The sequence below is a fragment of the Enterobacter cloacae complex sp. IR5412 genome, from assembly GCF_049237385.1.
GTDB classification, from domain to species: Bacteria; Pseudomonadota; Gammaproteobacteria; order Enterobacterales; family Enterobacteriaceae; genus Enterobacter; species Enterobacter intestinihominis.
Genome location: NZ_JBMKHQ010000009.1, coordinates 16,468 through 29,540, shown reverse-complemented (window position 1 = coordinate 29,540; position 13,073 = coordinate 16,468). Strand labels below are relative to the sequence as shown.

At 56.6% G+C, this 13,073-nt stretch carries 11 protein-coding genes; 7 read left to right on the top strand and 4 right to left on the bottom strand.

The window, feature by feature from the left end; translation table 11 throughout:
• The first annotated feature begins 18 nt into the window (after positions 1-18).
• Positions 19-3,342, top strand: a complete 3,324-nt coding sequence (gene mscM, locus ACOTX2_RS16345) for a miniconductance mechanosensitive channel MscM (RefSeq protein ID WP_022646812.1) — start codon at positions 19-21, stop codon at positions 3,340-3,342.
• A gap of 40 nt (positions 3,343-3,382) precedes the next feature.
• Here the strand turns inward: mscM and yjeM are convergent, their stop codons facing one another.
• On the bottom strand, positions 3,383-4,882 hold the full coding sequence (gene yjeM / locus ACOTX2_RS16340) for a glutamate/gamma-aminobutyrate family transporter YjeM (RefSeq protein WP_063148050.1): 1,500 nt from the start codon (positions 4,880-4,882) through the stop codon (positions 3,383-3,385).
• A 178-nt stretch (positions 4,883-5,060) separates the two neighbouring features.
• Positions 5,061-6,038: an elongation factor P--(R)-beta-lysine ligase gene (gene epmA / locus ACOTX2_RS16335; RefSeq protein WP_003855960.1), complete on the bottom strand. Its 978-nt coding sequence runs from the start codon at positions 6,036-6,038 to the stop codon at positions 5,061-5,063.
• 310 nt (positions 6,039-6,348) lie between these two features.
• Between epmA and frdA the strand changes: the two genes are divergently transcribed.
• The 4 genes from frdA to frdD are packed head-to-tail and all read left to right on the top strand — an operon-like array spanning position 6,349 to position 9,642.
• Positions 6,349-8,139 (top strand): fumarate reductase (quinol) flavoprotein subunit, encoded by a 1,791-nt coding sequence (gene frdA / locus ACOTX2_RS16330; RefSeq protein WP_023299127.1) that lies wholly within the window; start codon positions 6,349-6,351, stop codon positions 8,137-8,139.
• A complete protein-coding gene (locus ACOTX2_RS16325) occupies positions 8,132-8,866 on the top strand; it encodes a succinate dehydrogenase/fumarate reductase iron-sulfur subunit (protein WP_022646809.1) in 735 nt (244 codons plus the stop codon). Before frdA ends, ACOTX2_RS16325 begins: the two co-directional genes overlap by 8 nt.
• A gap of 10 nt (positions 8,867-8,876) precedes the next feature.
• Positions 8,877-9,272, top strand: a complete 396-nt coding sequence (gene frdC, locus ACOTX2_RS16320; protein ID WP_003855953.1) for a fumarate reductase subunit FrdC — start codon at positions 8,877-8,879, stop codon at positions 9,270-9,272.
• A gap of 10 nt (positions 9,273-9,282) precedes the next feature.
• Positions 9,283-9,642: a fumarate reductase subunit FrdD gene (gene frdD / locus ACOTX2_RS16315; protein WP_000609653.1), complete on the top strand. Its 360-nt coding sequence runs from the start codon at positions 9,283-9,285 to the stop codon at positions 9,640-9,642.
• A 29-nt stretch (positions 9,643-9,671) separates the two neighbouring features.
• On the opposite strand, the gene ampR is transcribed toward frdD, so the two are convergent.
• The gene (gene ampR, locus ACOTX2_RS16310) at positions 9,672-10,547 is read right to left on the bottom strand and encodes a LysR family transcriptional regulator AmpR (RefSeq protein WP_048965660.1); all 876 of its coding nucleotides are present in this window, start codon (positions 10,545-10,547) and stop codon (positions 9,672-9,674) included.
• 132 nt (positions 10,548-10,679) lie between these two features.
• Between ampR and blaACT the strand changes: the two genes are divergently transcribed.
• Both blaACT and ACOTX2_RS16300 read left to right on the top strand, forming a co-directional pair.
• On the top strand, positions 10,680-11,825 hold the full coding sequence (blaACT, locus tag ACOTX2_RS16305; RefSeq protein WP_063148049.1) for an ACT family cephalosporin-hydrolyzing class C beta-lactamase: 1,146 nt from the start codon (positions 10,680-10,682) through the stop codon (positions 11,823-11,825).
• A 157-nt stretch (positions 11,826-11,982) separates the two neighbouring features.
• Positions 11,983-12,513 (top strand): lipocalin family protein, encoded by a 531-nt coding sequence (locus ACOTX2_RS16300; protein WP_063148048.1) that lies wholly within the window; start codon positions 11,983-11,985, stop codon positions 12,511-12,513.
• Here the strand turns inward: ACOTX2_RS16300 and sugE are convergent.
• A complete protein-coding gene (gene sugE, locus ACOTX2_RS16295) occupies positions 12,510-12,827 on the bottom strand; it encodes a quaternary ammonium compound efflux SMR transporter SugE (protein ID WP_015572453.1) in 318 nt (105 codons plus the stop codon). The genes ACOTX2_RS16300 and sugE overlap by 4 nt on opposite strands.
• Positions 12,828-13,073: the final 246 nt, after the last annotated feature.

Sequence of the window (13,073 nt, the reverse complement as noted above, 5' to 3'; positions counted from 1 at the left end):
AACAGAAGGATCGCTGACGTGCGCCCGATTATCGTATTACTGATGGCCTGGTGCCTCAGCATGGGGGCGTACGCAGCGACGGCCCCCGACGCCAAACAGATAACCCAGGAGCTGGAGCAGGCAAAAGCGGCGAAACCCGCTCAGCCGGAGGCCGTTGAGTCGCTCCAGTCTGCACTGAACGCACTTGAGGAACGAAAGGGTTCTCTTGAGCGCGCCCAGCAATATCAGCAGGTTATCGACAACTTCCCCAAACTCTCTCAGACCCTGCGCTCGCAGTTAAACAGCCTGCGTGATGAACCACGTCAGGTACCCGCAGGGATGACGTCCGAGGCGCTGAATCAGGAGATCCTGCAAGTCAGCAGCCAGCTGCTGGAAAAAAGCCGTCTGGCACAGCAGGAGCAGGAACGGGCGCGTGAAATTGCCGACTCTCTCAGCCAGCTTCCACAGCAGCAAACCGATGCCCGCCGTCAGTTAAATGAAGTGGAACGCCGCATTGGGACACAGACCGGCAACACCCCGCAGAATCAGGCCCAAAATCTTGGGCTACAGGCCGAATCCGCCAGACTTAAAGCGCTGGTTGATGAACTGGAGCTGGCACAGCTTTCTGCTAACAACCGCCAGGAGCTGTCGCGGATGCGTTCGGAACTGGCGCAGAAGCAGAGCGAACAGCTGGATGCGTATCTCCAGGCGCTGAGAAATCAACTCAACAGCCAGCGTCAGCGTGAAGCTGAACGTGCGCTGGAAAGCACCGAGTTGTTGGCCGAAAACAGCGCTAACCTGCCCGACAGCATCGTCGCCCAGTTTAAGGTTAACCGCGAGCTTTCTGCCGCGCTGAATCAGCAGGCGCAGCGCATGGATTTGGTGGCCTCGCAGCAGCGTCAGGCCACTAATCAAACCCTCCAGGTTCGTCAGGCTCTCAACACGCTGCGTGAACAGTCCCAGTGGCTTGGCTCATCTAACCTGTTGGGCGAAGCGTTACGCGCACAGGTGGCTCGTCTGCCAGAGATGCCAAAACCGCAGCAGCTTGATACGGAGATGGCGCAGCTGCGCGTTCAGCGTCTTCATTATGAAGACCTTCTTAATAAGCAGCCGCAAATCCGCCAGATCCGTCAGGCTGACGGACAGCCGCTCACCGGCGAGCAAAGCCGTATTCTGGAAGCGCAGCTGCGCACCCAACGCGAACTGCTCAATTCCCTGTTGCAGGGGGGCGATACGCTGATCCTCGAACTCACCAAGCTGAAAGTCTCAAACAGCCAGCTGGAGGACGCGCTGAAAGAGGTCAACGAAGCCACGCACCGTTACCTGTTCTGGACCTCCGACGTGCGGCCGATGACCTTCGCCTGGCCGATCGAGATCGTGCAGGATCTGCGCCGCCTCATTTCGCTGGACACCTTCAGCCAGCTGGGTCTCGCCAGCGTGATGATGCTCACCAGTAAGGAGACCATCTTCCCGCTGCTGGGGGCACTGATTCTGGTGGGTTTCAGTATTTATTCCCGTCGCCACTTCACCCGTTTCCTTGAGCGCTCCAGCGCCCGTGTGGGGAAAGTGACACAGGATCACTTCTGGCTGACGCTGCGTACAGTGTTCTGGTCAATTCTGGTCGCGTCTCCGCTGCCGGTGCTGTGGATGACGCTCGGATACGGCCTGCGTGAAGCCTGGCCCTATCCGCTTGCCGTCGCAATTGGCGATGGCGTGACCGCCACCGTTCCGCTGCTGTGGGTGGTGATGATTTGCGCCACGTTTGCGCGGCCAAATGGTCTGTTCATCGCTCACTTTGGCTGGCCGCGTAATCGCGTGGCGCGGGCGATGCGCTATTACCTGATGAGCATCGGGCTGATTGTGCCGCTGATTATGGCGCTGATCATGTTCGATAATCTCAATGACCGGGAGTTCTCCGGCTCGCTGGGACGGCTGTGCTTTATGCTGATCTGCGGGGCATTAGCGGTAGTGACGCTCAGCCTGAAGCGCGCCGGGATCCCGCTCTATCTCGACAAGTCCGGCAGTGGCGATAACATGTTTAACCGTCTGCTGTGGAACCTGCTGCTTAGCGCGCCGCTGGCGGCGATGCTGGCGGCGGCTGTCGGTTATCTCGCCACATCGCAGGCGCTGCTCGCACGACTGGAAACGTCAGTAGCTATCTGGTTCCTGCTGCTGGTGGTCTACCATGTTATTCGCCGCGGCATGCTGATCCAGCGTCGTCGTCTGGCGTTTGACCGTGCCAAACATCGTCGCGCAGAAATACTGGCCCAGCGCGCGCGGGGTGAGGAAGAGCCGAACCACGTCAACAGCACCGAAGGGACTTCAGACGCCGATGACGTCGAACTGGATCTCGATGCGATCAGTACCCAGTCCCTGCGGCTGGTACGCTCAATTCTGATGCTGGTTGCCCTGCTGTCGGTGATCTTCCTGTGGTCGGAAATCCACTCTGCGTTTGGCTTCCTGGAGAACATCTCTTTGTGGGATGTGACGTCGACGGTGCAGGGGGTCGAAAGCCTGGAGCCCATCACCTTAGGGGCCGTGCTGATTGCGATTCTGGTACTCATTATCACCACGCAGCTGATCCGTAACTTCCCTGCCCTGCTGGAGCTGGCGCTGTTGCAGCATCTGGATTTAACCCCCGGCACAGGCTATGCGATCACCACCATTACCAAGTATTTAATCATGCTGTTTGGTGGGCTGGTTGGCTTCTCGATGATTGGTATCGAATGGTCAAAACTGCAATGGCTGGTTGCCGCCCTGACCGTAGGCCTGGGCTTTGGTTTACAGGAGATCTTTGCCAACTTCGTCTCGGGTCTGATCATTCTGTTTGAAAAGCCGATTCGAATTGGCGATACGGTGACCATCCGCGATCTGACCGGCAGCGTCACCAGGATCAACACCCGCGCCACCACCATCAGCGACTGGGACCGTAAAGAGATCATCGTTCCGAACAAAGCGTTTATCACCGAGCAGTTTATCAACTGGTCGCTGTCTGACTCCGTCACGCGTGTGGTGCTGACCGTACCCGCTCCGTCGGATGCCAACAGCGAAGAGGTGACGCAGATCCTGTATACGGCTGCTGAACGCTGTTCGCTGGTAATCGACAACCCGCCGCCGGAAGTCTTCCTGGTTGATTTGCAGCAGGGGATCCAGATTTTCGAGCTGCGTATCTACGCCGCCGAGATGGGACACCGTATGCCGCTGCGCCATGAGATCCACCAGCTGATCCTGGCTGGCTTCCGCGAGCACGGAATTGATATGCCGTTCCCACCTTTCCAGATGCGTCTGGAAACGCTGGACGGACGTAAGACGGGAAGAACGTTGACGTCTGCGGCGCGTTCGCGCCCGGCGGGAAGTTTATAATCCATTTCCCCCTCCCTTCCGGGAGGGGTTTTTTCATCCGCTATGCCACTTCTGTCACGCAGGTCATCATGCGGCGGCGGTAGTTCTCATAAATCCCCATTGCCAGCAGCGAGAAGAAGATCGGTCCGCCAACCATCCACAGCGTGCTGCTCCAGTCATTTGCCTCAACCACGGGCTGAATGACGGTAAAGATGTTGGCGAACGCGACGACCAGCACCACAACAGTGGTCGCCAGCAGCGTCGCCACGCGGGTTTTGAAGATCACAAACGGTCGCTCCAGATCCCGCTTCGCCTTAAAGAACGGGAACGCCAGCGCCAGGAATAGGTACGGAAGCGTCATCGATACGTTTGCCATCAGGGTCAGCTTGTTATAGAACGCCGACGCGGTATCGCCGCCGAAGGACACCAGCAGAATGAACACGCACACCAGCATGCACTGCATCCACATTGCGTTGGCAGGCATACCGGCAGCGTTCAGCTGCGTCATACGTGCAGGCCACAGCGCCTTTGGCGTCCCCTGAATAATCGCTTTCAGCGGCGAGTAGATCAGCGTGAAGAACGCGCCAGTATAGGCGAGGAACATCGACAAACCGGTAATCCGCGCAAACCAGATCCCCAGGGTGGCCGACGTTTCCGGCGCGAGATCCATGGCGTTGCCCAGCGTCACCCCCAGGCTTTTCATCAACACGTAGGTAATGTTGCCGAGGTTGGTGGTGTTATTGCTCAGTACCTGCTGCCAGTTGGTGCTGACGCCCCAGAGGAAAATCGCCAGCGAGTAGCCAATGGAAATGACGATGGCGGCAAAGATAATGCCTTTGGCGAAGTTCTTTTCCGGGTTTTCGGTTTTATCGACCAGCCCGCCCACGGCTTCAATTCCACCGTAAGCAAAGATGGCAAACACCACGAAGGAGAGCATGGCCAGCCCGGACTGGTAACCCGGATTAGGCGATGAAACGAAGTTGACTTCCTGTGCGAAATGCCCGCCGTTCAGGCACAGAATAGCGATACTGACCAGCAGCAGCACCAGGTTCAGGCACATCACGGAAATTCCGCCAACGGCAGTGATACGGGCAATTTTGTTGATGCCTTTCGAGGCCACCAGCGTGACAACCACCATCCAGCACACCGCCAGAATACCGACCACCTGTGTGGAACTCAGCCCCGCCAGAGACCAGACCTGCGTTTTATCCGCACCGAAGAGAAACGTTGAGAACGGCACCCAGACCTTGGCCGCCGTGCTGACCATCCAGACGACATAGGATGAAAACCACATGAACGTACCGATAAACGCATAACGCGGACCGACGCTGTTGTTCATCCACGAATAGATGCCGCCTTCTTCTTTCCTGTACGCCGACCCCATCTCCGCCATCATTAGCGCAAACGGAATAAAGAAGAACAGCGCGGAAACGATATAAAACGGCGTCGCGCTGTAGCCCATCAGATAAAACGCGGACGGGCTATTGGCAAAGCCAAAAACTGACGTAAAAATCATCAGGATGAGCCCGGTAAGGGTCATTTTTTTGAGTGAGTGAGACATATAACCATCCGAAACGGAATTAAACTGCGCGGATGGTAGCAGATGACCAGACAAATATTGTGGCTATCCGAGTCAAATTAAGAAAAAGACCCGTGCATAGAGAAGATAGTAGTTTTTAATGTGGCAAAGTTAAATGACCAAGTAGGCCGGGTAAGCGACAGCGCCACCCGGCAATCCTTTATGCGCGATCGACCGTAAAGGCAATCACATCGCCCAGTTGTTCTGCGCCCAGCGCCAGCATGACCAGGCGATCCACACCCAGCGCCACGCCGGAGCAGTCCGGCAAACCGGCTTTAAGCGCTTCCAGCAGGTTGGTGTCAATCGGCTGCTGCGGCAGACCGCGCGCGTTGCGCTTGCGGTTATCCTGCTCGAAACGCTGTTGCTGTTCGCGCGCGTCGGTCAGCTCATGGAAACCGTTCGCCAGCTCGATGCCTTTAAAGTACACCTCAAAGCGCTCCGCCACGCGGTGATCTTCGGTGCTGATCTGCGCCAGTGAAGCCTGGCTGGCCGGGAAGTGATAGACAAACGTCGGACGATCTTTGCCAATCTGCGGTTCAACACCAAAGGTGAACAGCAGTTGCAGCAGCGTGTCGCGATCCTCTTCGTTATCCGCCACGTTGCTCAAATCCAGTTTTGCCGCCACTTCACGCAGCTGTGTTTTATCAGCCGACAGCGGATCAATTTCCAGATGACGCTGGAAGGCCTGCTGATAGGAGAGCGTTTCAGCTTCCGCGCAATCCAGCACCTGTTGGAGCAGATCGTCGACTTCGTTCATCAGACGATACATGTCGTAGTGCGGGCGGTACCACTCCAGCATAGTGAATTCCGGATTATGGTGTCGGCCCATCTCTTCATTACGGAAGCTACGGCACAGCTGATAGACCGGACCACACCCGGCCGCCAGCAGACGCTTCATATGGTATTCCGGGCTGGTCATCAGATACAGATTCATGCCCTGAGAGTGGCCTGGGCCAACAAAACGGGTTTCAAACGGGACCAGATGAATATCCGTGACCGTCGCCTGACTCATGCACGGCGTTTCCACCTCCAGGACACCGCGATCCGCAAAGAAGCGGCGGATCTCCGCCATAATTGCTGCGCGCTTTAGCAGGTTTGGAATGGATGCGCTCGGCTGCCAGGTGGCCGTTTCGCTCATGAGTTATTTCTCCGTTTTCAGACAAGGGCACGAAGTCTACTCGCAAGCCGGGGCAGAGACAAATTTTGCACAGTAAAAGCCCCTTTTCATTGCACAGAGAAATACTGTGACGTCATTCATTAATCACGATGATAAATCACCGCACAGAACAGCAAAAAAATCGAACACGTCAAATTTCCCTCACTTCTACGCGGTTATACTGTTTTACCCATAAAGGAGCAGTGGAATCGCTTCCGCAATCGTCCGTTCGGGCAGGTGAACGTCCTTTAGCTCATCACGTTGCGGGAAAACCAAAATCTGGAGGAATGTCGTGCAAACTTTTCAAGCCGATCTTGCCGTAATAGGCGCTGGCGGGGCTGGATTACGCGCTGCAATTGCTGCGGCACAAGCCAATCCGAACGCCAAAATCGCATTGATTTCAAAAGTCTATCCGATGCGCAGCCACACGGTAGCCGCAGAAGGAGGATCCGCCGCCGTCGCGCAGGATCATGACAGCTTCGAATACCATTTCCACGACACGGTTGCAGGGGGCGACTGGCTTTGCGAACAGGATGTCGTTGATTACTTCGTGCACCATTGCCCAACGGAAATGACCCAGCTGGAACAGTGGGGATGTCCTTGGAGCCGCCGTCCGGACGGGAGCGTCAACGTCCGCCGCTTCGGTGGCATGAAGATCGAACGCACCTGGTTTGCCGCCGATAAGACCGGCTTCCACATGCTGCACACCCTGTTCCAGACCTCCCTCCAGTTCCCACAAATCCAGCGCTTTGACGAACATTTCGTTCTCGACATTCTGGTCGACGACGGTCATGCGCACGGACTGGTAGCAATGAACATGATGGAAGGCACGCTCGTCCAGATCCGCGCTAAGGCGGTGGTGATGGCAACGGGCGGTGCGGGCCGCGTATACCGCTACAACACCAACGGCGGCATCGTCACCGGTGACGGTATGGGCATGGCGCTCAGCCACGGCGTCCCGCTGCGTGATATGGAGTTCGTCCAGTATCACCCAACCGGCCTGCCGGGCTCCGGTATTCTGATGACGGAAGGCTGCCGCGGCGAAGGCGGTATTCTGGTCAACAAAAACGGCTATCGCTATTTGCAGGATTACGGCATGGGTCCGGAAACCCCGCTTGGCGAGCCGAAAAACAAATACATGGAACTCGGCCCACGCGACAAAGTCTCTCAGGCTTTCTGGCATGAGTGGCGCAAAGGCAATACCATCTCAACGCCGCGCGGCGACGTGGTGCATCTCGACCTCCGTCATCTCGGCGAGAAGAAACTGCTGGAGCGTCTGCCGTTTATCTGCGAGCTGGCGAAAGCCTATGTGGGCGTCGACCCGGTGAAAGAGCCGATCCCGGTGCGTCCAACCGCGCACTACACCATGGGCGGTATCGAAACCGACCAGCAGTGCGAAACCCGCATCAAAGGGCTGTTTGCGGTGGGTGAGTGTTCCTCCGTCGGTCTGCACGGCGCAAACCGTCTGGGCTCGAACTCGCTGGCTGAGCTGGTGGTCTTTGGTCGCATGGCGGGCGAACGCGCGATGGAGCGTGCCGCAACGGCAGGTGAAGCTAACAGCGCGGCGCTGGATGCGCAGGTTGCAGACATCGAAAAACGCCTGAAAGGCCTGGTGAACCAGGAAGGTAACGAAAACTGGTCGAAGATCCGCGACGAAATGGGGCTGTCGATGGAAGAAGGCTGCGGGATCTACCGTACGCCAGAGCTGATGCAGAAAACCGTCGACAAGCTGGCGGAACTCCAGGAACGCTTCAAGCGCGTGCGCATCACCGACACCTCCAGCGTCTTCAATACCGACCTGCTCTATACCATTGAACTGGGCCACGGCCTGAACGTCGCAGAGTGTATGGCCCATTCTGCCCTGGCGCGTAAAGAGTCCCGCGGCGCGCACCAGCGTCTGGATGAGGGCTGCACCGAACGTGACGACATCAATTTCCTTAAACATACTCTCGCCTGGCGCGATGCGGATGGTACCACCCGGCTGGACTACAGCGACGTGAAAATCACTACGCTGCCACCGGCGAAACGCGTGTACGGTGCAGAAGCAGAAGCCGCCGATAAGAAGGAGAAGGCGAATGGCTGAGATGCAAAAACTGAAAGTTGAAGTGGTGCGCTACAACCCGGAAGTGGACGCCGCGCCGCACAGCGCTTTCTATGAAGTCCCTTACGACGAGCAAACCTCCCTGCTGGATGCGCTCGGCTATATCAAAGATAACCTGGCCCCGGACCTGAGCTACCGCTGGTCCTGCCGCATGGCAATCTGCGGCTCCTGCGGCATGATGGTCAACAAAGTGCCGAAGCTGGCGTGTAAAACTTTCCTGCGTGATTACACCAAGGGCATCAAGGTTGAAGCGCTGGGCAACTTCCCGATTGAGCGCGATCTGGTGGTCGACATGACCCACTTTATCGAAAGCCTCGAAGCGATTAAGCCGTACATCATCGGCAACCCGCGCACGCCGGATCAGGGGCCAAACACCCAGACGCCCGCGCAGATGGCGAAATACCATCAGTTTTCCGGCTGCATCAACTGCGGCCTGTGCTACGCCGCCTGTCCACAGTTTGGCCTGAACCCTGAGTTTATCGGCCCGGCCGCCATTACTCTGGCGCACCGCTATAACGAGGACAGCCGCGACCACGGCAAAAAAGAACGTATGGCACAGCTTAACGGCCAGAACGGGGTCTGGACCTGCACGTTTGTCGGTTACTGCTCCGAAGTCTGTCCGAAGCATGTCGACCCGGCCGCCGCTATTCAGCAGGGAAAAGTGGAAAGCTCGAAAGACTTTCTTATCGCTACCCTGAAACCACGCTAAGGAGTGCATGATGACGACTAAACGCAAAGCCTACGTGCGACCAATGCCGTCCACCTGGTGGAAAAAACTGCCGTTTTATCGCTTCTATATGCTGCGTGAAGGCACGGCTGTTCCCGCGGTCTGGTTCAGCCTCGAACTGATGTACGGGGTGTATGCCCTCAAGCACGGCCCGGAAGCCTGGGCCAGTTTTGTGGGTTTCCTGCAAAACCCAATCATCGTGGTTCTGAATCTGATTGTGCTCGCAGCCGCGCTACTGCATACCAAAACCTGGTTTGAACTGGCGCCAAAAGCAGCGAACATCATTGTAAAAGGCGAAAAAATGGGGCCAGAGCCGGTTATTAAAGGGCTCTGGGCAGTGACGGCCGTTGTCTCTGTGGTCATTCTGTTTGTCGCACTGTTCTGGTAAGGAGACTACTGTGATCAATCCAAATCCAAAACGTTCAGATGAGCCGGTCTTCTGGGGGCTGTTTGGCGCAGGCGGCATGTGGAGCGCCATTATTGCCCCGGTCATTATCCTGCTGGTCGGTATTATGCTGCCGCTGGGGCTGTTTCCGGGCGATGCGCTGAGCTATGAGCGCGTACTGGCCTTTGCGAGCAGCTTTATTGGCCGGGTGTTCATCTTCCTGATGATCGTCCTGCCGCTGTGGTGTGGTCTGCACCGTATCCACCATGCGATGCACGATCTGAAAATCCATGTGCCAAGCGGTAAATGGGTCTTCTACGGTCTGGCAACCATTCTGACGGTCGTCACGTTGATTGCCGTGGTTACCATCTGACTGAACAGGCCCGCCATCCGGCGGGCTTTTTACTTTTTCATCTTCTCCACCAGCCACCGGGAAAATTCGCGCATGGCAGGCGTTTCTGCCCGGGACTGCAATCGGGTCAGCCAGTAACTGCCGAGCTCAATTTGCGTTGCAAAGGGCTGCACAATGCGCTCGCTGGCTAACAGATGGGTAAACATATCGACAGGCGCAATGGCAATACCTACCCCTGCCTGAGCGGCCTCCAGCATGGTCACGGACGAATCAAATACCATCACACGGTGCGTTGGCGAAGGGGGGTGCTCGCCGGCCGCCTGCATCCACGCGGTCCACTCGTCGCGTCGGTAGGAGCGCAGCAGCGTAAACCTGAGGATGTCGGCCGGACAGTGCAGACTGGTGGCGATATCGGGCGTACACAGCGGCGCGAGCGGCGCATGACAAAGAAATTCAGCCTCGGTGCCATGCCACGCCCCGCCACCGTAGCGGATCGTATAGTCAAGCCCTTCGGCAGCCGGATCAACGCGGTTGTTATGGGTGGAAAGCTGAAGATCGATGTGCGGATAGCCACGGCGAAAATCGTCCAGCTGTGAGAATAAAACCCCGATGGCAAACGTACCCACCACGCCGATTTTCAGCTTCTCCTGCGCACGATGGTTAGCGAAGCGATCCAGCATTCCGGCTATACGATCGAACGAATCATTCAGTACCGGCAGTAAGTTTTCTCCCTCGGTAGTCAACATCAGCCCGCGCGACACACGAACGAACAGCTGACAGTTCAGGTGCTGCTCCAGCGTTTTCACATGCTGGCTAATGGCTGAATGGGTCACGTTCAGCTCAATGGCCGCATGCGTAAAGCTGAGATGTCTCGCGGCGGCTTCAAAGGCTCGAAGCGAATTGAGGGGGAGATAGCTTCGCGTCATGGTCTCTTCCGTTAGAAAAATTAACAGCTAATGCTAAATTTAACCGTTTGTCAGGCACAGTCAAATCCAACAGACTACGCCTGTCTGACGGGCCCGGACATCCCCTTGACTCGCTATTACGGAAGATTACTGATGATGAAAAAATCTCTTTGCTGCGCCCTGCTGCTCGGCATCTCTTGCTCTGCTCTCGCCGCGCCAGTGTCAGAAAAACAGCTGGCGGAGGTGGTCGCGAATACGGTTACCCCGCTGATGAAAGCCCAGTCGATTCCAGGCATGGCGGTGGCCGTTATTTATCAGGGTAAACCGCACTATTATACGTTTGGCAAAGCCGATATCGCGGCCAGCAAACCCGTTACGCCTCAGACTCTGTTCGAGCTGGGTTCTATAAGTAAAACCTTCACCGGGGTTTTAGGAGGGGATGCCATTGCTCGCGGTGAAATTTCGCTGGACGATCCGGTGACCAGATACTGGCCACAGCTAACGGGCAAGCAGTGGCAGGGGATTCGTATGCTGGATCTCGCAACCTACACCGCTGGCGGCCTGCCGCTACAGGTACCGGATGAGGTCACGGATAATGCCGCCCTGCTGCGCTTTTATCAAAACTGGCAGCCGCAGTGGAAGCCTGGCACAACGCGTCTTTACGCCAACGCCAGTATCGGTCTTTTTGGCGCGCTGGCGGTCAAACCTTCCGGCATGCCCTATGAGCAGGCCATGACGACGCGAGTCCTTAAGCCGCTCAAGCTGGACCATACCTGGATTAACGTTCCGAAAGCGGAAGAGGCGCATTACGCCTGGGGCTATCGTGACGGTAAAGCGGTGCGCGTTTCGCCGGGAATGCTGGATGCACAAGCCTATGGCGTGAAAACCAACGTGCAGGATATGGCGAACTGGGTCATGGCAAATATGGCGCCGGAGAACGTTGCTGATGCCTCACTTAAGCAGGGCATCGCGCTGGCGCAGTCGCGCTACTGGCGTATCGGGTCAATGTATCAGGGTCTGGGCTGGGAGATGCTCAACTGGCCCGTGGAGGCCAACACGGTGATCGAGGGCAGCGACAGTAAGGTGGCGCTGGCACCGCTGCCCGTGGCAGAAGTGAATCCACCGGCTCCCCCGGTCAAAGCGTCCTGGGTCCATAAAACGGGCTCTACTGGCGGGTTTGGCAGCTACGTGGCCTTTATTCCTGAAAAGCAGATCGGTATTGTGATGCTCGCGAATAAAAGCTATCCGAACCCGGCACGCGTTGAGGCGGCATACCATATCCTCGACGCGCTACAGTAAAACATTGCGGGTGGCGCTGCGCTTACCCGGTCTACACAACGCATGAACTTTGTAGGCCGGGTAAGGCGAAGCCGCCACCCGGCAAAACACCCTGCACAATCTCCCGCATTTTCCCTGCTGTCATCTACACTTAACAAAAAACAGTAAGGAAACTCCTATGCGCATTCTGCCTGTTATTGCCGCAGTAACAGCCGCGTTTTTAGTGGTTGCTTGCAGTTCTCCTACTCCTCCGCCTGGCGTCACAGTAGTCAGTAATTTCGACGCACAGCGCTTCCTCGGCACCTGGTATGAAATCGCCCGACTGGACCATCAGTTCGAACGGGGCTTAGAAAAAGTCACGGTCAGCTACAGCGCGATGGATAACGGCGGGATCCGGGTCATTAACCGCGGCTATAACCCGGATCGCCAGATGTGGCAGCAGTCAGTTGGTCAGGCCTATTTCACCGGCGCATCTAACCGCGCGGCCATGAAAGCCTCTTTCATCGGCCCATACTACGGCGGGTATAACGTCATTGCGCTGGACAGAGAGTACCGCCACGCGCTGGTCTGTGGGCCGGATCGCAACTATCTGTGGCTCCTCTCACGCACGCCAACGATCTCGGCGGAATTGAAACAGCAGATGCTGGACATAGCGACCCGGCAAGGGTTTGATGTGACGAAGTTAATCTGGGTAAAACAGCCGCATTAGTGCGTACTGAGTTTTAACCCGATGATACCCGCGACAATCAACGCGAGGCTGGCGATGCGCGCCAGACTCGCAGACTCCCCCAGCAGCAGAATGCCGGTAATGGCAGCCCCTACTGCGCCAATTCCCGTCCAGACAGCGTAAGCTGTGCCGACCGGTAAGGTTCGCATCGCCCATGAAAGCATGACGATACTGACAATCATTGCGGCGATAGTGATGACGCTGGGCGTCAGGCGGGTAAAACCGTGGGTGTATTTCAGACCAATTGCCCATACCACTTCGAGCAAACCAGCAATAACAAGAACGATCCAGGACATTTCAGGCTCCTTAACTTAAAGACAAGTTGGGGCCGTCCCCGATGAGTGAAGCGCTTACGGGTCGTCCCGCAAGGCAGAAGTTGCGCCTTATATTTTGGTTAGCGTGGAATTTTTTTTCAAACTTTTTCTGCTGAACACCTTAAAGCAAGAAATAGCCTCAGTAAGGCACGTAGTTCAGGCATTTATGACTCATCCGACTTCTCTATGATGATAGGCTTTCTGATGGCAGGAAGCCAAACCACTAGC